Here is a 19,181-nt window from a genome sequence, read left to right on the forward strand (position 1 = left end):
TGCTCCAAGCCTCCACGCTCGTCACGAACGCCGGACACCCAGGCGAGACCCTCGCCCATCCCCACCTGATCCGACATAGACCGCAGCCCCCAGCGCGAGCAGAATCACCGCCATTGCGATCATCGGCAGCAGCGCCCCAACACCAGTGTCCGACAGCCGTTCCGAATCCGAGCTGCTCGGTGACAGAGCCCTGATCTCAAGGTCGTCCCAGCCGATCAGACGCCCATCAAGGGCCTGAACCACCAGTTTGTGTGCACCAAGTACCGCAGCCTTGGGGATCGTGACGGACACGGCACCGGCCTCATCCACCGTGACGGTATCCAACAACACGGGTTGCGAATGCAGCCATACCCGTACCCGCTGTCCTGCGTGACCCTGACCAACCTCAACCGCGATGCGCTGCCCCACGGACGCCGCATCGGGCACCCGAACCCCGCCACGATTCCCCTCGGTCAACTGGGCATCGGGAACCGGTGAAATGCCGTCCGTAGTGCCACCGCTACCAGGCACCTGGCCTCCGGTTTGAGCGTTGCCTGCCGGATCGTCGCCAGGCTTATCCGTACCAGGCTGATCGCCACCTGACTGGCCTCCGCCACCAGGAGCATCACCACCCGGTGAACCATCACCAGGCTGCCCGCTGTCCGGCTTGCCTTCATCAGAGTGATCGCCGCCCGGAACCTCGCCACCGGGCCCACCCTCACCAGGAAGATCATCGTCTGGGTTGTCCGGCTCATCAACCTCCTCGTTCGGGTTCTCCACCTCGTGTGGCTGCGTCCACGAATCAGGGTCCTGGACGCAGGTCGCATCCAATGCACCCTGTTCGCTGGCCCGCCAGACCTCACCCGCACTAACCAGTTCACCGCTCTCGTCCCAGAAGAGATCCTGAGGATCCAGTGGACCGTCCACCGCAAGAGTCAAGACCGCGTCCTCAACAATCGTGGCTCCGGCAGCGGTTTCGGACTCCCACTGCATGGCAACGCAATATTTACCGGGGCGGCTCGTTTCGATGAGCGGATGGCGTAGCGAGCCACCAGCCCAGACGTTGATATCCGTGCGCCCCAGCCCGGTATCGAAGTACTCCTGCAACGGCACATAGCTCGGGGAGGTGCGAATCTCCCCCGGGCCTTTGACATCCGTGATCCGCCACGTGACGTCTGCGCGAGTCTCAGCACCATCAAAACTGAGAACACCCGCACTGTAGTAGCCTCGATTGACTCGGGCCGTCGCCCCATGGAGGACCACATCATCGACCTGGATCAAACCAAGTTTGCCGCTTGGGTCCCCGACGTTCTGCACGATCGATACGCCGTCGCTCTCGCGCAGCATCAGGCGCGGGTGTTGCCGGTTCGAGTTCGTGATTCCCTCTAGGACGACCGGTGCCGCCTCATCGTTCTCAATGAAACTCCGGGTTCCCGATTGCGGATACGAGCCGCTGTTCTCACAGCTCTGCACGGTATTGGGGTTGATGTCATTTCCAACCACAATCGTGAGTTGTCTGTTGTCCGTGAGTTTCTGTCCACTATCGGGAAGACGGGCCTCAACCCCAAACGCGAGGCAATACGTTCCAGGTGCGGTGAACGTCCAGTTGAAGTGCGTGTGACCCAGTAGACCATAGGGTGTCGAACGCGGTAGACCCTCACGGGTGCTGAAGAGCAGCCGCGGCTGTTCGGCGCTGTTTCCCTCCCACAGGGCCACCTCGCCTGGGGCTTGTCCACCGCCCAGTCCGGTGACCGCATCGAGCCGGAACATCAGCACCCCATCCGAACCCAGGGCTGTTGGTAGGGAGGCGTCCTCCGATGACATTCCGATCCACGGGGAACCGCCTGCAACCGGACTGTTCCACACCTCTTGCCCAGCGGCTCCGATGAACTCGTACCCGCCAGGTAGTCGGCCCTTCTCATGGTCGCCGATGAACACGATCAGGTCTTCCCATTCGTTGATCTGAGGCACCAGGTCATCGGCTTTCGCTCGGAGATGGATCGACTGAGCACCACCGGTCGTATCAATTTGAGGCTTGAGGAGATCGGCATGGCCGCTAAACAGCACGCGCTGTGAAGTTGTGCCATTGTGCGCCAGACCAAAGTCAAGATTCATCTGACTCGATCCCGGGACGCTGAGATCGCTAGACGTGACTCGCATCGAGGGAGTGGTGAGCCCGTTTTCCAGATCTGTTCCGAACCTCTGCAGTTCAACGCGATATGTCTCTTGGCCGTCTGTGAGAACTGGCAGCCCCTCGAACAGATAACGCCCCGCATCGTCGGTCGTTGCAACCAGGCTCTGTCCGCTACCATCCTGAACTCTGCGTTCTCCCTTCCAGATGAAGACCCGGTAACCGGCGATGCCCGATTCATCTGAATCCCTCACCTGGTTTCGGTTCGCGTCGTTCCACACCACCCCACCAAGCGAAACGGTCGTCGGCTCACTCGGCTCCGGTTCCGGTTCTGGCTCGCCATCACGGGGGTATTCCTCTGGCGCACCTCCACAGGGTGCATCTGCGGCAATGTCATCACCGACCGCATATCGCTGGGTGAGGTCGAGGGTCTGCGACTCTGATCCGCCCGCCGGAGTGAACGCTGCCCGATAGGTGACGCAGTAGAGACCTTCAGCGGTGAAACGCTGCGCGAATGGTTCTGTCGTCAGGATCAGGGGAAAGGTTGTTCCCTGCAGTTCGCCGTTTGCCTGCGTTCCGGTTCCAAATCCTCGAGCGTCAGCCGGAGGCGCATTGAGATCCGAGGCTCTGAAGGCGGGCACATAGCCGGTGTAGGTGCCACCGACTGGAGCCACCACCTCGACCAGGCTCAGGCTTTTGCCTTCAACCCCTGCCCCTACAAATGGGCCAACACTGATCCCATAGCGCCCCTCACTCCTAGGCCGCGTAGTCTCAGCCGTGGGAATCACGTACGCCTGCTGACCACTTGCCCCGAGCCACGAGTGTTCCGAACCTTCGGGTAACTCCGCAGCCTGTAGCACGGAGGGGACACGCATGGTGAGCGGTGCGCCTTCAGGCGCATTTTTGACCGTGAAGTCGAATGTGCCGCCCTCGCTCGGGTTGATATGGAACTGGTAGGTTCCCGAGGAGACTTCCTGAGTCTGAACCCGGGGTGTTTCATCTGCGGCAGCGGGTTCATTCAGGACGATGCTTGAGAGGCTGAATGCGCCAACGAGCCCGAAGGACAGCACTCGGCGCAAGGAGCCTCGCGATGCTGTGGATTTCATGTAATTCCTTCTCTTGCGACTAACGACACGGTTGAGGGTGGGCAACCGAATGCAGTCGCCCACCCTCGCGGATTGGTTTACTGGATGGATACCTGGAACGGCGTGACCTGGTTGCTGGTGAGCCCCGGCAGCAGGTTGTCGTTGTGGTCGTAGACGTAGAAACTGGTGGCCCAGTTGCCGCCAGAGTTGTTGCCGTCGCCGAACTCCCAGTCACCGTGGACGTGAGTCGCTGCTCCGTCCCCCAGGAGTAGCGACTGACTGGAATCGTCTGAGTCAAAGCCTTCGTTCGCGGTGCTGTGAGGGCTGAAGGCCACTCGCTTCACCGAAGCCGGATAGATCCGAATGCCATCGGCGCAGTTCGCGTGACCCTTTGAATAGTTGAATCCAATGTCGGGCACTCCCGAGATACCGTCTGGCGCGCTCCAGGTAGATGTCGCGCCGTTCCACGTCAACTTCGACTTGTCGTATTGGAACACGTAGTCGCCGATGCTGGATGCCGGGTACACGGTTGATCCGATCTTGAATCCGAGCTGGTACTCAACCTGCGCACCGTTCCAGGTGCAGCCGACGTTCACAGCGTCAATGTGCCCGCTTGGAACATTGGTGGCTGCCTGTGCTGACACAGATGCTGCCAATAGGAGGGTGATTGAGCCAGCAAGGGCGGCGCCAGCTTTGGCAAGGCGTGAAAACTGCATGTTTTGACCTCCCGGTCATAGGAAAACTGAAGGGTTGCCGTCCGATGTGCCGGATTGAGTGAGCACACCAAGACCGTGTTGTGGCCAAGCGAGGCTTGGAAGAAATCAGGTGCAGATGGCAACCACTTCGGTGGCCCACGTTCATGGATGTCGCTGACTGGAAGCGTGCCGACCAGTGGAGTCGGAGGCTGTATGCCAACACGGAACGCGACTGGTTGAACCGTGACGCGGTGCCCCGCGCAGGCACAAGTGACTTGACGCCCTTCAAGGTGATCCAGAGGGTGGGTATGGGCCTGGGAGGTCCGACACGGCGTGCAGAGTGTGGAGATGTCCTTTTGTCCAGGCGCAGGTGTGACCCGTGGTGCGGTGCGGTTCGCCATGAATCGCGCCTTTCTAACCCATAGGGTGCCAGAGCGTCAGGATTTAACTTTATTGAGAATGATTCCCATTCTAAACAGAAGAGGTGGGCAGGTCAACACCCTGCCATCAGGCCGTCCAGCCAATGCTAATGAGAACGATTTTCGATAAACTGTTTGCATGAACACACTCGGCCCATTGTCTGAAGAGCTCACTGCCCGGATGAACGAAACGCTGCGTGATGAAGACCCACTTCTCGGGAAGCTACCGACGCCCCAGCCTGGAGACGATCTCGTCGCGGTACTACCCGCGGCATCCAAACGTGCGGTCGGCGTCGTTCGGCAAGTAGACACACCCCTGGATTCCCCCGTGTCACTGTGGCGCGCCTCGACTCTCGAATCCCTGCAATTACGTCATGAGCCGCACTGCTCAAGCCGTGATATCGCCGAGGTTCTTGACGCCTGGCTGGACAGTCCGGAACCCGCAGTCTCTGAGACTGGCGGAGATCGTGCGCGTTCCGTACGTATCCCGGTCATCACGACCCAGGCAATCATTCCATTGATCGAACGCGGTTTTGCCCCGAGTACCGTAACCCTTGCCCGCCGCCTGAGCTCACCGCCCCTTCGCCCGATACACCGCACTGAGGTCCTAGTTCGCCCCGCCATAGAGAACGACCGCCATAGGATGCGAGAACTCATGCGCGAACTCGTCAGCACCGAGATACCTTTCGGTGCGGTGCGAGAGCGCACCGCCACCCTCAGCGACACCTACGCCGATGAAGCAGTCAGCCTCGATCCAGGATGGGCTGTCGTGGCCGAACTCCGTGGAGAGGTCATCGGATGGGCGAACATCGCGCCACCCGAACTCTCCACCTGGGCGGCGGACAGCGTCAGCACACGTCCCGCTGCGTACTTGGGGGTAGCGATCGTCTCGCGCGCGTTTCGCGCTGGCGGAGTGGGTCACGCTCTTGTGTCAGACCTACACGCACATGCAGCCTCGGCGGGCGTTGACACGGTGCTGTTGGATGCCTCGGCCCAGAACCCCTGGTCGATGCCCTTCTGGCAGCGTGAGGGCTATCGACCACTCTGGACAACCTGGCAGCGGCGGCAGCCCCAGGGCCTGTGAACGCCCGCTCCACCAGCACGACTTCGCAATCCGGTGGTTCATGCGCTCAGATCCGATCACCGCAGCGGGTACGCGAGGCCGCCAAGAGATGACGGCCTCGCGCCCGCGAAGCACTTGTGTCTATGGGAATCCGATTCGCTGGTGAGCAACCTGAATCCCCTTTGCCGCCCACCGCGCCCTACTTCTTGCGCGATGCGCTCCTCGAGTGGCCCCTCGGCGCGAGAGCCAGCGCCGAGATGTCGATGTAACCCTGCTGCGCCGCCCGGACGAGCCTACGCGGGACCACGTAGTGCACCCCGTCGATCTCAAGAGGTACCAACGCGTCCGGGGTTGCCTTCCACGCTGATCGTCGGTGACGAGTATTGCTCCGCGAGAGCTTTCGCTTTGGTACCGCCATGCACGTTCCTTCCAGGATGCTGTATGTGTCTGTCTCATGAGCGCAAGAGTGCTCGCACCAAATGATAACAGTTCTCATTAAGGGTTGTTGGGTCTAGTGGAATAAATGTGTGCACGGGATCCGCTTCCAGCCCCTCGATGGGCCGAAATTGGCCCGGATACACACACAAAAACTATGCCCCCGGACCCATTTCAACCCATCGAGGGTAAGCAAAGTAAATGAATCAGCGGTGAGATCCCCACGATAAGGGGTTACCAGTAAAAACCGGACACAACAAAAACGAGGACCCCCACCATTAGGAATCCTCGTTCTTTATTATGAAGTTTAAGTGCGGCCACGTTCTACTCTCCCACACCCTCCCGAGTGCAGTACCATCGACGCTGGTGAGCTTAGCTACCGGGTTCGGAATGGGACCGGGCGTTTCCTCACCGCTGTGATGGCCGCAGAATTAAGTTAACTACACCCACACCCCAAAAGCCAATCCTCGGGGCGTAACGTGCGTCACGCCAGAACTGATCGCACATCATCGAGACTGACGATGTCGGCCATCGTCGCTGGGAGTTGCAGCGCGGTGTCGACTGCACGAATCGTCGCCAATGCGGCAAGGCGACCTGTCGCCTCGGACTGTCCAACGCCCTCTGCCTGCAGCCGCTCATCCGTGCGCCTGTTGTGCACGACCACATGCCAGTTGGAGTTACCGGCGTGTGGCGCGATCTTGAGGAGACCCCGAAGTGCTGGAAGACGACCAATCACGGCAAGAGCCCAGGTCAAAGCCGAGGAACTGAGCGTGAGGTAGGAGCGAACCCTCAACCCACCACCCTCCCCATGCGAACGCCCCGGCACAGCATTGAGCAGGACATGATCGGGAAAGTCAGCCCGCAGGTAGCGTCGCACTCGGCCATCTGGTCCGACTGAACGAAGACCGCCACGAAGGTTCATCACTGACCGCCCCTCGGGCGGACGATACAGTTCCGCGCCGACCAACCCAGCAGTCCACTCAACAGCGGCCGGACCATGCTGTTCACCGGAACCGAGCATCACGCACACGTCCAACTCGTCGCCAGGCAGGGACTCCAGGCCAGCGGCGAGAACGGTGCTGAGCCCTGGTACAAGACCTGCGCCGAGCACAATCGGACCAGTCGCCCTGGCGTGTAGCTCCTCCAGATAGGCGCCAGATGCGGATATGTCTATCAGTGGTGTTGAGGTGGTCATCTGCGCGATGTCAGCCCGTTCGACGCCCGAGGCGTTGACCACAGCATCGTAGTGGGCGGCGATCCGCGCCAAGGGTTCGAGGTCGCCGCGCAGATCGACGCCAAGGTCACCCGTTGCCTGACGGGAGGCGGCATCCACCTCGTGGCCCGCCTGTTCCAGTTCGCGCCGGATCACTGTGCCGACGGCTCCGCGAGCGCCAAGCAGGAGAATCTTCATGTGGTCTTCCTTGGTAGTTGTTTCGCTTTGATGCTCCCAGGCACAACATTGCAACCCCAAGGTTTCTTGCAGATCCTGCAAAATGATGGGTATGGAACAAGACGTGTCGCAGATATTGGAAGGCATCGGCCCACGACTCCGAGAACTGCGCGCCGCACGCAAGTTCACCCTGGCGGACCTTGCGCGGCTCACAGGGCTGTCGGTGAGCCTGCTGTCTCGGCTGGAGACGGGTCATCGACAGCCCACGCTCGATGCCCTCATCCCGCTCGCCCAGACATACCGGGTGCCGCTTGATCGTTTGGTGGGGATGCCGCCAACAGGCGACCCGCGCATCCACATCCAGCCGCAACGCCTGAACTCTGGCGGCATCATGCTGCCGTTGACCCCGCATCGCAGTCGCGTTCAAGTCTTCAAACACATACTCGGGCCAAACGAACCGCGATTGACACAGCACGAGGGGCAGGCCTGGCTGTATGTGTTGTCGGGAGGGCTCCGCCTGATTCTCGACGCTGGGGCACGTGTGGAGGAGCAGTCGGATGCCTCGTCCAAGCCCGCTGGTGCCACAGCACTCCTCAGCAGGACGGGTGCGGACGGCGAAGCAGTCACAGGCCAACTGAACACGAGCGTGGTTGAGCGCGAACTGCAGATAGGCGAGATCGCGGAGTTCGACGCGATGACCCCGCACTGGTTCGGCCCCGTGGGCGAGTTCGTCGAGATCCTGCACATTCTCGGGCCACGCGGCGAGACGTCTGCGAAACCTTAGCGCAACGCAACGACGTGCTGGGGACCTACCGGATCGTCGTGAGGAAGTACGATCACAGGGAGTCTTACACCAACCAAGAGGGGCAATATGCGTGCTGCAGTGTTTTACGGCGAGGGCGACATTCGCGTTGAGGATCAACCGGACCCGATCATCGAGGTACCGACCGATGCGATAGTCCGGGTGGTGCGTAGCTGCGTGTGCGGCTCTGACCTGTGGTCGTATCGTGGCGCGAACAAGCGTAGGGGTCCGCTCGGGATCGGCCATGAGTTCGTCGGAGTCGTTGAGGACACCGGTTCTGAGGTCACCGACATCAAGAGGGGCGACCTCGTCATCGCGCCGTTCACGTGGAGTTGCGGCACCTGCCCAGAATGCCGATATGGGTTCCAGAGCGTGTGCCGCAACGGTGGTTTCTGGGGCTCTCCGGGCAGCAACGGCGGTCAGGGAGAGCAGGTTCGGGTGCCCCTGGCCGACGGCACCCTGTACCGGGTGGACGGCATCACCGAGCAGGACACGGATCTGCTGCCGGGTCTACTCACTCTCTCAGATGTCATGTGCACGGGACATCATGCCGCGGTCAGCGCTGGCGTAACTGCTGGTTCCACGGTTGCCGTGGTTGGCGACGGAGCTGTGGGGCTGTCTGCGGTGATCGCCGCGAAGCGCCTTGGCGCAGCACGGGTCATCGCGCTGTCGCGCAATCCCGCCCGCCAGGAACTAGCGCGTGCGGCTGGTGCGGACGACGTCATCGCCGAGCGTGGCGACGACGCGGTGGCGGCACTCCTTGAGACAACTGACTCGGTGGGCGTGGACTTCGCGCTCGAGTGCGTCGGCACGGAGCAGTCGATGTCCACGGCACTTGGCGGGGTGCGTGCGGGTGGTCATGTCGGCTTTGTGGGCGTGCCGCACGGTTCGGCAGCGCCTATGAGCACTCTGTTCTCCCGAAACATCACGGTCAGCGGCGGCGTTGCCCCCGCACGCGCGTATATCGCCGAGTTGCTGCCAGACGTCTTGAGTGGTGCCATTCATCCTGAGATCGTGTTTGATGGCACCTTCGCGCTTGAGGAGACCCCAGCCGCCTACGCTGCCATGCATGAGCGGCACGTCACCAAGGCACTGTTGATTCCGTAATCTCGTACGAACCGGCTGACTTGGCTTATTGGCCCCGTTACTATGATGAAGCCAATGGACCTTCCTCGCGCTTGTATTTTGGCATTACCCCTGCCATGAGAACGACCAAGGCCCCGGCAACGGGAAACACTATAAGCCCCGTCCGAAGCGTCGCGGCGTCTGCAATTGCTCCCACGAGCGGCGGCGCGAACAAGAAACCTGCCCGCATCAACCATGACACGACTGTTAGCCCGGTACCGGGACGAAGCCCAGGAAGCTCATCACAGGCTGCCATGACGTTGGGACCAAGAGTCGCAACTCCAAACCCAGCAGCGGCGAAGCCAAGAATCGTCCCCGGCACCGACGGGAACATAAGCGCACAGCCAAGACCTACAGTGATGAGCAAGCCTCCAGCGCGAGTTACTCGCCGCACACCAAAACGATCCACGAGCCTGTCACCAGTGGCTCGACCAACAAACTGAGCAGCCGCCAACGCTACATAGCCGAGAACCGCCAACCCTGCTGGCGCTCCCAGAGAGGTTGATAGATACAACGTTGCCCACGAACTACCCGCATCCTCTACAGCGCATGCAACAATCCCGATAATCGCCATGCCGCCTAAAGCCACAAGAACTCGGGTGCGGCTCCTAAGCACAGCCTCGGATTCCACAACAGAATCAGCGTTCGTTACGGTTGCAGTATCCACGCCCGTAACGCTCGTATCATCAGGTCCATGCAAACTGTAACGCCACGCTAAAACGGCTACGGCAGCAAGGAGAATAGCAACCAATATCAAGTGCGTTGACCTAGGCATTCCCACTGCAATTGCACCAGCCGCGCCCAGACCGCCCAGTACTACTCCAGCAGACCACACAGCGTGCAGGGAGTTAATGATTGAACGACCATAGCGGCGTTGTACACGCAGCCCCTGTGCATTCTGAGCAACATCCGTAATGGCGTCAGAAGCCCCTGCCACCAACAATGCAGCGATGAGCGTTGGAACGGAAGGCACCAGCCCCACAAGAAACACCATTGATGCAGTCAACACCGTTCCAAAAAGCGCAACCTTCGCAGAAGTGAACTTACGAATCAGCACAGCTGCGGCCATGCCAGCCAAGATCGCTCCTGCGGGAAAAGCAGCAACAGCCAGCCCATATATCGTGTTATTCAGCGCCAGATCCATCTTGATTTGAGGATAATGCGGGACCATGCTCGCGAATAAGCCACCATTTGTAAGGAAAAAGGCCGCAGCAGCGGCCCGCGCACGCCGGTCTCTTAAGTCAGGACGGTAAAGATCTTGAGAAGTCACTCCCCCACACTAGACTATACGTACGTACGAATACAAAGTTGTGGCTATCAACTTTTAGTGGGAGCATTCAAAGGTGGACACTTCTGACAAGCGCGAACGCATACTCGATGCAACACTGGATCTGGTGGCGCAATCTGGCCTAACTGGAGCCACCTACAGAACGATCGCAGTCGAATCCGGAGTTCCGCTAGGGTCAATGACCTACTACTTTTCGTCTCGCGAGGAGCTCCTCTTCGCTGCTTTCCAACGCTTCACTCACATCTCATTTGCACGAATGAAAGAAGCAGCGGCTCCCAATGATAGGAATCTCGTAGACAGCCTCACGCAACTCATCCTCACAGAAACCACATCTGAACGCCTACGTGACCGCATCCTACTGGCCGAACTATACGTCCTTTCGTATCGTGAACAACGTTACGCAGAATTAACCAGGGAATGGATGAAACGCGCTCATGAAGTGATAGCCGAGGCAAACCCGTTAGTTTCCCCTCGGGCACTAGACGCAGCCCAAGAAGGCCTCACAATTCAACGCCATTTTATGCCTGAAGAAGTTACTGAAGAGTTGATTTTTGCGACTCTAAATAAAATTGCAACAGTGCCATGACATCGAAAATTTGGCCCGCGTGAATCATCAATCGCGTCATCAAATTGTTTTTGAATCATGCATAGCGCACCTGTCAGATGTAAATTTCCGAGCCAGTTCGCGCCAAAAAGGAGAGTAAATAGCCTCACCTAGGCACCATAAGCAGTTCGAAGACTGCCGCAAGTTACCAGTTTTTCACTTCGTTCTTAGAAATGTATTCTGGTGAGAAATTTGCGATCCCCAGCCCCCAATGCATAGATAAAAGCAATTCGCATCCCAGTTCAGCAACCTTTTGCACTGACTACGAACCTAAGTTTTTCTAGGACTGGAATAGATAGTTCAACATTCACACAGCAAAGGCTACTCGTGCGATTCGACTTGGTTCATAAAGAGGTCAAATAGTGACCAACCAAGCGATAACCAACTGCCACGTTGATCTGACACGAAGCCTGACCAAGTTTCGGACGGAACAAAGGCGTACATCAGCAGAATTATGGTGCACTATTCACCACACGCGAACAACCACGCCTTGGGCAAGTGCTGCCAACGGACCTGCCGGATACCTGCCGTCATCCGTCTTCACCTCCCCGATCAGGTCAACGTCCAGTCGAATGGGCTGACCGGCAGTATCCTCGAACGCTGCGCCGGACAGACGCGTTGGAGGCAGATCAGCGCCCGTGACCACAGTGGTCCGGTCACCGAGCGCCTGTTCGGGGAGAATCAGCTCCACGGTGACCGAGTCCCCCTCAGGGGTCTCGAACACGCGCAGGCTCGCAGGTGCATCGCATACCAGGGCATCCTGCTCGCTGTCCACCGGCTGCGCCCCGCCCAGATATACGTTCTGCGCACAGTAGACGGGTTGGCGGACGTCTAGGAACTGGACGTGATCGGGTAGGGTTCGATCGATGCCCGCCAGGTACTCATCCAGTCCTGCCGGATAGCCCGCATATCCGGCTGTCCCATACTCAGCGGTGGAATGGTGCACTCCGCCGGGTAGATATGCCTGATCTAGGTCTCCGCCAAGGAAGATGTTCCCGATCCAGCGGTCGTCCCCGCCCGAGACCACACCAAACCCAGCAATCTGCGTGCTGTGCGGCGCATGGTAGGGGGTGGAACGGTCGAGCACGACCTCCAGTCGCACGCTGCCGCCAATCAGGTTGTTCACATACGCACCGCCCTGGCACACCACTTCGAGCGATGCGGGCGAGGCCAGCACGTTGTGATCGACGGTGTAGGGGCCGTGGCTGACCTCGATGAACAGGTCGCGGTTGTTCGCGTACATGAGGTTTCGACTGACCTGCGTGCCCTGAGTCTGCCAGTCGAGCCAGATTCCGAGCGAACAGTCGTGGATCCTGTTGTGCACGAGCGCAGTGTCTATGGCCGCATGCAACTTGATCCCCGCGATTTCGTGGCCAAAGTACTCGCGTTTGACCCCAATCCGGTAGATGTGGTTGTCCTCGATCACCGAGAATATGCAGCCCAGATGCCCGACTATCGCGGTCTGCCCGCAGTCGAAGATGGTGTTGCGGCGTACGATGTGGGAGCCCACGTGCTCCTTGTCCCAGCCGATGCGGCTTGCGGCCAGCACGGACTCCACCTGGTATTGGTAGCCGGGTTTGTCGCCGCGTAGCAGCGCGAAGTTGTCTCCGGTGGAGGCCTCTTTGCCGAGCGACACCCCAGAGCACTTGGAATCGTGGATGACGTTGTCCTCGATGATCCAGCCCTTGGCCCAGTTGGGTGCGATGATCCCCTGTTGTTCTGCCGTGGGGGGCGCCCACTGTGGTGCTGCCTGTGCGAGTTCGAATCCTCGGACGGTGATGTAGTCGATGCCGTGGACCACGGGAGCGAAGACGGAGCGGCGTACGTTGATCTCGACGAGTTCCACGTTCGGGTCACAACCCTGGAAGTTGGCCCAGATGGTGGTGTGGTCGTCCGAGACTTGAGCGTGCCAGACGTAGGCGGTGTCTTCAGGGACAGGGGTCGGAACGGTCAGACCCGTCCAGTGGTCCACGTGCGTGAGCCGACGGACCGGCTCAAGCACCTCGTCGTGGGTGGCCACCTCATAGAACGAACGGCCGTTCAGGTAGACCTCGCCGAGGTGCTTGGCCGGTTGCTCGCTGGGCCGGTACGGGTCCGGTTCCACCAGCCAATCGCCGCCAAGCTCGACTGCGAACGGGTTGAAGTCGCCGAACAGGGAGTTGGGCACCTCTGCTCGCCAGGTCGTGCCCGACGCCCGCTGCCAGCCCCTGACTCGCTCGGAGCCCTTGATGGACACGTGCTCGCCATCGGCCGCACGGTAGGTGATGCGACGCCGGTCGTCTATGCCGCCCCGTGCGGGCTTGACCCATTCACGGTACTCGCCGCCTCGTACGGTTACGGTATCGCCTGGGTGTGCCAGGTGCGCCGCACGATTGATGGTCTTGAGCGGTTGGTCACTCGTGCCAGGTGCGGTGTCACTGCCATGTGGGGACACAAAGAACTCGCGGGGCATCTGGGTCTACTTTCTGTGGGTGACAACGGGAGGAAAAGGGCAAGGCCCGGGGAAATTCACTGGCGTCCGTGAACATCCCCGGTGCCTTGCCGAGGGAACTACTTGTTGACGGTGAATCCCTGCTGGTTTCCGAACGTCACGAGTGTCTCCTGCCAAGCGGCCAGGCCCTCCTTGAAGTCCGTGCGGTTCACGAACGACTGACCCACGGTGTCGCCGAACACGGTGTAGGCGTAGATCTGGTAGGGCAGGAAGCTCCAGTTGGTGGAGACGGAGTTGGAGGCCTCGATGGACACCTGGTTGACCTTCTGGCCACCATAGAAGTCCCACGTCTTGTCAGCGAACTCCTGGTTGCTGAGATCAGCAGTGGTTGCCGGGAATCCACCCGATTCCAAGAACAGGTCCACGGACTCCTGCTCTGTGGTCAGCCACTTGAGGAAGGCCGCCGCGAGAACCGGGTTCTTGGTCTGGCTGGTGATCGCCATCGACGAACCGCCGTTCTCGCCTGTGATTGGCGTTCCGTCCATGGTTGGCAACGGTGCCACGCGCCACTTGCCTGCGGCGTCTGGCAGTGAGTTCTCGAAGATACCCGGCATCCAGGCTCCCGAGAGGACCGTGGCGATTGAGTCATTGCCCAGCGCGGTCCACCAGTCGGTGCTCCAGGTGGCGATGTCGGAGACCGCATCGATGTCAACGAGCTTGTTCCAGGTCTCGGCCCAGTCGGAGGATCCCTGGTCGCTGGTGTTGATCGAGATGTTGTTGCCCTCGATCTTGAAGGGGTTGCCACCGAATGCCCACACGAGCGGCAACGAGACCGGGCCGCCGACCTCGTTGTTCATGTAGATCGTCGAGTCGGCCTTCTTGAGGGTCTCCGCTGCGGCGATGTACTCGTCCCAGGTGGTCGGTACCTCAACGCTGTGCTTCTCAAACAGTTCGGCGTTGTACATCATGACGATTGGCCCGGAGTCCTGTGGGAGACCGTAAAGCCCCTCGTTGACGGAGGTCTGCGCCCACGTGGAGGCCGTGAACTTGTCCTCGAGGTCCCCGAAGCCAAACTGTTTGAGGTCCAGCAACCCCTCGCTCAGCGCGAACTGAGGGATCGCGAAGTACTCAATCTGAGCGATGTCCGGAGCTCCGGAACCTGCCTGGAGGGCGTTCTCGATCTGGGTGTATTCCTCACCGCCAGTACCCACATTGACTACATCAATGTTGACGTTCGGGTACTTGTCGGTGAATGCCTTTGCCTGGACTTCAGACCAACCCACCCAGGTCCACCAGGTCAGGTCGCCGCCCTCTTCGAGTGCCGCCTCCATGTCAGCGGCGGTGATCTCCGCTTCTCCCCCGGGATTGGAGTTGCCCCCTGGGTTCGCGTCATCCGAACCACCGCAGGCGGCGAGCGTTCCGATGGACAGCGTGAGGGCCAGGGTGGCCGCCACCGCCTTTGTCCGGGTCAATCGGTTCTTGCTGTTCATTCTCATATCTCCTTCGATGTGAGTGTTGTCGGCCGGGCCGGCGGGAAACCGGTTCTGCCTGTGGGGTGCCAGTCTGCTCTGGCGGTGTGCCGACGAGTCGGCGGGTCGGTCTGCCGCGCACTGTTCGCGCGCCAGGTTGCGGGTTACTGCTTGACGCTTCCGGCGGCCAGGCCTGACTGCCAGTAGCGCTGGAGGAAGAGGAAGATCACGACGATGGGGATGATCGCGAGCAGGGACCCGGTGATGACGAAGTTGAAGATCGGGTCTGCTCCGACGCCCTGGGCCTGGGAGTTCCACTGGTTGAGGCCGATTGTCAGGGGGAACCATTTGGGGTCCGTGAGCATGATCAGTGGGAGGAAGTAGTTGTTCCAGGTGGCCACGATTGCGAAGAGCGCCACTGTGACGATTCCGGGGGCAAGCAACTTGATAGTGATGGAGAAGAAGGTACGCATCTCGCTGGCGCCGTCGATTCGTGCCGCCTCAAGAAGTTCCGTAGGAACCGCTTCGTTGGCGAACACCCACATGAGGTAGAGACCGAACGGGCTGACCAGGGACGGGATGATGACCGCCCACGGCGTGTTGGTTAGGCCGACCTGGCTGAACAGCAGGAACGTGGGGACAGCGAGCGCAGTTCCCGGTACCGCGATTGCCCCGAGGATGACTGCGAAGTAGGCGTTTCGTCCGGGGAAGCGGTACTTGGCCAGACCGTATCCCGCCAGTGCTGACAGGATCGTCGCCCCGCCTGCGCCGAGGAGGACGTAGAGCATGGTGTTGCCGAACCAGCGCAGGAAGATTCCATCGCGGTAGGTCACTGTGCCCACGATGTTGTCCCACAGGGAGAACGTGTTCCCGAACGAGAAGCCAAACGTGCTGAACAGGTCGGACTGGGTCTTGGTCGCCGAGATGAGCAGCCAGGCGATGGGGAGCAGCGAATACACCAAGAACACGACCATGATGATGGTGCGGCTGGCCGACTTCTTGGGTTGGTTGACCGAGAAGTTCGGTCGACGGACCCTAGGATTGATGGTTCGTGGGGTTGTGGCGGCGGACATCAGCGGTCCTCCTTTCGGGTTCCGCGAAGTTGGACGACGTAGGCGATGATCGCGGTGATGATGCCCATGACGATTGCCACGGTGGCCGAGTAGTTGAACTGGCGCCCCTGGAACGCGAGCGTGTACGCGTAGAGGTTCGGGGTGAATGAACTGGTGATGGTGCCCTGTGCGAGAGGCTGCAGGATGCTCGGTTCGGTGAAGTGTTGAAAGCTACCGATGATGGAGAAGACCGTCGCGATGACGATTGATCCACGCAGCGCCGGGAGTTTGATCGCCCTGGTGACCTGCCATCCGCGCGCACCGTCGATTTCAGCGGCCTCGTAGAGGTCCGTGGGAATGGTCTTGAGCGCTGAATAGAAGATCAGCATGTTGTATCCGACGAACTGCCAGGTCACGATGTTTCCAAGGGACACCATGATCCATTTCGGCGAGAACGGCAGCACCACATTGGAGCCGATCCAGTCGTTGATGGTCGCGGCGAGCCCGAAGTTGTTGGAGTACAGGAACCCCCACATGAGGATCGCCACGACGCCGGGGATCGCATACGGCAGGAAGATGACGATCCGGAACAGTCCGGTCAGGTAGAGTCGGGCCGAGTCGATCGCGAGTGCTGCAATCATCGACAATCCCAGCATGATGGGCACCTGGATCAGGAGCAGCAACAGCACTCGTTGGAATCCCTCCCAGAACGCCGGGTCCTGGAACAGTGCAATGTAGTTGTCGAAGCCAACGAATACCGTCCCGCCGATCAGCCTGGTTTGGAAGAAGCTGAGGTAGGCGGCGTAGACCAGCGGGGTGATGAACACGAGGACGAACACGAGCGCGAACGGCCCGGTGAAGATCCACCCGCTCCAGTTTCGCTTCTGTCGGCGGATGTCGGCGGAGGGCGCTTTACGCGCAGATACGAGAGTGGGTTCGGTCGCGGTGGCGCTCATGCTTCCTCCCTGGTCCGTTCGGTCTGGGCGATGAACACGCGGCAGCCCCAGGCCGTCAGACTCAAGGCACTGCCCTGCACGTGCGCGGTGTCAGCGGCTGGTTCGTGCGCGTCGGTTGCGAGTGCAACCTTCTGTTCGTCCCAACTCCAGTTGAAGACGAAGAAGGCGCGGGTTCCATCTGGCATGCTTCCCGACGATACGGTCACCTGGGTGGGCACCTCACCGTCCAGCAACTCGCCTGCCGCCTGCGGGGCGGCCCATTCCATGACTGCGGTTGCCAGTTCTGGCGTGGGAACGGTACCCACCGTGGTGACACGGCCATTACCCGAGGCGTTCGTGGTCACCGCCGGGAATACGCCGAAATGCGGGTGGTCGTAGGAGGCCAACACCTGGGCACCCTTGAGGTGGAGTCCGTCGATCCACCGTGACCCGGCTGCGCCATCGCTCAGCGCGATTTCGTTGCCGTTGGCCACGACCTTGATGGGCTGGTCGAGGTTGGAGAACTCCTCGTACCAGGTACCGGCTTCCTCGTGGAGCCCCTCAGGTGCCACGGCGATGCGAGCCCGAGCTTCCTCGTCTGCATAAGCGGTGCGTGGGCCGAGGATCAGGTGCCCGCCGAGTGCGACGTATCGACGCAGCAACTCGATGTCTTCATCGGCAGCGATGTAGTGGGCTGCGGCGACGAGGACTGGGAACTTCTCAACGAGTTTCTCGGCCCCGAGGTCAAGCGCCTGGCTCGCGTGGATGATCCTGGCTTGGCGCCCAGAGTCGATGACCCCGCGGTGGAAGGCGTCCACTATCTTCTCGTATGACTCCCTATCGGGGTCACCGTCTGGCGTGGCGAGGGGCGCGAGGTGCTGCATGGCGAACCGGCTGGGCACCGACCACAGTATGGCCACGTCCGCGTCCGGCTCGAATCCGTCCAGCGTGCCGCCGAGGGTGGCGAGCTCAGCGCCGATGGCTGCGACCTCGTCGTATACGCGGCCCGGTTCGAGACTGTGCGGCAGCACTCCGCCCCAGTAGGTTTCCGCTCCGTAAGGGAGGGTGTGCCAGTGCCAGTACTCGATCATGGCCGCTCCACGCGAGATGAACGCGTAGGCGGCCTGCCTGAGTTGGCCGGGGTAGGGTGGACAGTTCATGTGCGAGTCGCCGATGGCCTGTGCATTGGTCTCGGTCACCAGGTAGCGTGCCTGGCGCGACGAGTAGATGCGGTCTGCCTGACGGAACAGCCCGGCGATCCCCGTCGTGGTCCAGCCGTTGGGCTGGGCAAGTTCGGTGCCTCGTTCCAGGTGGTCCTGCATGCCGTAGTAGGGATTACCCGAGATGACATCGAGTACCCGACCCAACTTCTCGTCGTCAAGCCCCGGACGCGGGTACTGCAGACAGGTCGTGACGAACTGCTCTGGTCGCCGGTACTCGGCGACCAACCCAGCCTGCCATTCAATGAACTCGTTGGTGACGTCGGCCTGATAGCGGCGCCAGGCCAGATCGTATTGCGGCACGGAGTTGCCGTCTGGCCGCCACAGTTCGGACCAGTCGTCGATTCGGTGCGACCAATAGGTCAGTCCCCACTGCGCGTTGAGGTTGTCTGTGGTGCCGTAGGTGGCCTTGAGTCGCCTCACGAACTCCGTGAAGGTGCCGTGGTTGTGGATGAGCTCAAGTCCTGGCTCGTTGTCGACCTGATAGCCGATGATCGCAGGGTGTTGCGCGTAGCGGTTGAGAATCGCGCGGATCACGCGCTCGGCGTGGAAGCGGAATGCCGGGTGGGAGTAGTCGATCTCCTGGCGAGCACCCCAGGCCGCGCGCTGTCCGGTCTTTCGCTCCACCGCGATTTCCGGATAGGCGGTCTGAAGCCATGGTGGGGCCGCGTAGGTTGGCGTGCCGATGATGACCTTGATGCCGCGTTCGTGTGCGGCGTCGAGCACGGGTTCCAGCCAGTCGAGGTGGAACTCGCCGTTGCGTGGCTCCCACGTTGACCACACGGACTCGCCGACTCGGATCACGTTCAGGTGAGCGGCGGCCATGAGATCTAGGTCTTGAATATGCCGATCAGCAACATGGTACTCGGGATAATAGGCCACTCCGTACAGTAATTCGGAAGGCAAAGATGGTGCGTTTTGATACTGCATGCGTGGTCTATCTCCTTCGTTAGACGCTTGCGCAACAGGAATGTGATCGTTCACAATCTCGTTGTACTGAAATTGTGACCGTTCACTTTCACTCTGTCAAGGGGTATTTTTGAAGAAGATTCGCGGTA

At 60.4% G+C, this 19,181-nt stretch carries 14 protein-coding genes and 1 rRNA gene; 4 read left to right on the plus strand and 11 right to left on the minus strand.

What is annotated here, in order from left to right; translation table 11 throughout:
- Positions 1-21 precede the first annotated feature (21 nt).
- Positions 22-3,216, minus strand: a complete 3,195-nt coding sequence (locus ACFSYH_RS07780) for a choice-of-anchor M domain-containing protein (RefSeq protein ID WP_377466313.1) — start codon at positions 3,214-3,216, stop codon at positions 22-24.
- A gap of 77 nt (positions 3,217-3,293) precedes the next feature.
- Positions 3,294-3,911, minus strand: coding sequence for a hypothetical protein (locus ACFSYH_RS07785; RefSeq protein WP_377466315.1), 618 nt, complete (start codon positions 3,909-3,911; stop codon positions 3,294-3,296).
- A 537-nt stretch (positions 3,912-4,448) separates the two neighbouring features.
- Between ACFSYH_RS07785 and ACFSYH_RS07790 the strand changes: the two genes are divergently transcribed.
- Positions 4,449-5,393, plus strand: a complete 945-nt coding sequence (locus ACFSYH_RS07790; RefSeq protein WP_377466316.1) for a GNAT family N-acetyltransferase — start codon at positions 4,449-4,451, stop codon at positions 5,391-5,393.
- A 178-nt stretch (positions 5,394-5,571) separates the two neighbouring features.
- Here the strand turns inward: ACFSYH_RS07790 and rpmF are convergent, their stop codons facing one another.
- From rpmF to ACFSYH_RS07805, 3 genes are all read right to left on the minus strand, one after another.
- Entirely contained in the window at positions 5,572-5,790 is a 219-nt protein-coding gene (rpmF, locus tag ACFSYH_RS07795) for a 50S ribosomal protein L32 (protein ID WP_377466317.1), read from the minus strand.
- A 328-nt stretch (positions 5,791-6,118) separates the two neighbouring features.
- Positions 6,119-6,235: ribosomal RNA gene (gene rrf / locus ACFSYH_RS07800) — 5S ribosomal RNA — on the minus strand.
- Positions 6,236-6,291: 56 nt separating this feature from the next.
- Complete coding sequence (locus ACFSYH_RS07805) at positions 6,292-7,218, minus strand: NAD-dependent epimerase/dehydratase family protein (RefSeq protein ID WP_377466318.1); 927 nt, start codon at positions 7,216-7,218, stop codon at positions 6,292-6,294.
- Positions 7,219-7,309: 91 nt separating this feature from the next.
- Here ACFSYH_RS07805 and ACFSYH_RS07810 point away from each other — a divergent pair, with 91 nt between their 5' ends.
- Both ACFSYH_RS07810 and ACFSYH_RS07815 read left to right on the plus strand, forming a co-directional pair.
- Positions 7,310-7,981 carry a helix-turn-helix domain-containing protein gene (locus ACFSYH_RS07810; RefSeq protein ID WP_377466319.1) on the plus strand — a complete coding sequence of 224 codons (672 nt, stop codon included), beginning with the start codon at positions 7,310-7,312 and terminating at the stop codon, positions 7,979-7,981.
- Positions 7,982-8,068: 87 nt separating this feature from the next.
- Positions 8,069-9,106: a zinc-dependent alcohol dehydrogenase family protein gene (locus ACFSYH_RS07815; RefSeq protein ID WP_377466320.1), complete on the plus strand. Its 1,038-nt coding sequence runs from the start codon at positions 8,069-8,071 to the stop codon at positions 9,104-9,106.
- A gap of 40 nt (positions 9,107-9,146) precedes the next feature.
- Here the strand turns inward: ACFSYH_RS07815 and ACFSYH_RS07820 are convergent, their stop codons facing one another.
- The gene (locus tag ACFSYH_RS07820; protein ID WP_377466321.1) at positions 9,147-10,394 is read right to left on the minus strand and encodes an MFS transporter; all 1,248 of its coding nucleotides are present in this window, start codon (positions 10,392-10,394) and stop codon (positions 9,147-9,149) included.
- Between the two features lie 73 nt (positions 10,395-10,467).
- On the opposite strand from ACFSYH_RS07820, the gene ACFSYH_RS07825 reads away from it, so the two are divergent.
- Entirely contained in the window at positions 10,468-10,998 is a 531-nt protein-coding gene (locus tag ACFSYH_RS07825; protein WP_377466322.1) for a TetR/AcrR family transcriptional regulator, read from the plus strand.
- 484 nt (positions 10,999-11,482) lie between these two features.
- Here ACFSYH_RS07825 and ACFSYH_RS07830 read toward each other — a convergent pair whose 3' ends face one another.
- The 5 genes from ACFSYH_RS07830 to ACFSYH_RS07850 all read right to left on the minus strand — a co-directional run bounded on the left by ACFSYH_RS07830 (position 11,483) and on the right by ACFSYH_RS07850 (position 19,053).
- On the minus strand, positions 11,483-13,468 hold the full coding sequence (locus ACFSYH_RS07830; RefSeq protein ID WP_377466323.1) for a right-handed parallel beta-helix repeat-containing protein: 1,986 nt from the start codon (positions 13,466-13,468) through the stop codon (positions 11,483-11,485).
- 98 nt (positions 13,469-13,566) lie between these two features.
- Entirely contained in the window at positions 13,567-14,937 is a 1,371-nt protein-coding gene (locus ACFSYH_RS07835; RefSeq protein ID WP_377466324.1) for an ABC transporter substrate-binding protein, read from the minus strand.
- A 143-nt stretch (positions 14,938-15,080) separates the two neighbouring features.
- Positions 15,081-15,989, minus strand: a complete 909-nt coding sequence (locus ACFSYH_RS07840; RefSeq protein ID WP_377466326.1) for a carbohydrate ABC transporter permease — start codon at positions 15,987-15,989, stop codon at positions 15,081-15,083.
- Positions 15,989-16,924, minus strand: a complete 936-nt coding sequence (locus ACFSYH_RS07845) for a carbohydrate ABC transporter permease (RefSeq protein WP_377466327.1) — start codon at positions 16,922-16,924, stop codon at positions 15,989-15,991. The genes ACFSYH_RS07840 and ACFSYH_RS07845 overlap by 1 nt, the downstream gene beginning before the upstream one ends.
- Entirely contained in the window at positions 16,921-19,053 is a 2,133-nt protein-coding gene (locus ACFSYH_RS07850; RefSeq protein WP_377466328.1) for a beta-galactosidase, read from the minus strand. Before ACFSYH_RS07850 ends, ACFSYH_RS07845 begins: the two co-directional genes overlap by 4 nt.
- Positions 19,054-19,181: the final 128 nt, after the last annotated feature.

Source organism: Populibacterium corticicola (assembly GCF_042683685.1).
GTDB lineage: Bacteria > Actinomycetota > Actinomycetes > Actinomycetales > Cellulomonadaceae > Timonella > Timonella corticicola.

Bases quoted from the DNA above. Each gene is read 5' to 3' on its own strand.
- ACFSYH_RS07780 (WP_377466313.1), bottom strand. From the start codon at position 3,216: ATGAAATCCACAGCATCGCGAGGCTCCTTGCGCCGAGTGCTGTCCTTC.
- ACFSYH_RS07785 (WP_377466315.1), bottom strand. From the start codon at position 3,911: ATGCAGTTTTCACGCCTTGCCAAAGCTGGCGCCGCCCTTGCTGGCTCA.
- ACFSYH_RS07790 (WP_377466316.1), top strand. From the start codon at position 4,449: ATGAACACACTCGGCCCATTGTCTGAAGAGCTCACTGCCCGGATGAAC.
- rpmF (WP_377466317.1), bottom strand. From the start codon at position 5,790: ATGGCGGTACCAAAGCGAAAGCTCTCGCGGAGCAATACTCGTCACCGA.
- ACFSYH_RS07805 (WP_377466318.1), bottom strand. From the start codon at position 7,218: ATGAAGATTCTCCTGCTTGGCGCTCGCGGAGCCGTCGGCACAGTGATC.
- ACFSYH_RS07810 (WP_377466319.1), top strand. From the start codon at position 7,310: ATGGAACAAGACGTGTCGCAGATATTGGAAGGCATCGGCCCACGACTC.
- ACFSYH_RS07815 (WP_377466320.1), top strand. From the start codon at position 8,069: ATGCGTGCTGCAGTGTTTTACGGCGAGGGCGACATTCGCGTTGAGGAT.
- ACFSYH_RS07830 (WP_377466323.1), bottom strand. From the start codon at position 13,468: ATGCCCCGCGAGTTCTTTGTGTCCCCACATGGCAGTGACACCGCACCT.
- ACFSYH_RS07835 (WP_377466324.1), bottom strand. From the start codon at position 14,937: ATGAACAGCAAGAACCGATTGACCCGGACAAAGGCGGTGGCGGCCACC.
- ACFSYH_RS07840 (WP_377466326.1), bottom strand. From the start codon at position 15,989: ATGTCCGCCGCCACAACCCCACGAACCATCAATCCTAGGGTCCGTCGA.
- ACFSYH_RS07845 (WP_377466327.1), bottom strand. From the start codon at position 16,924: ATGAGCGCCACCGCGACCGAACCCACTCTCGTATCTGCGCGTAAAGCG.
- ACFSYH_RS07850 (WP_377466328.1), bottom strand. From the start codon at position 19,053: ATGCAGTATCAAAACGCACCATCTTTGCCTTCCGAATTACTGTACGGA.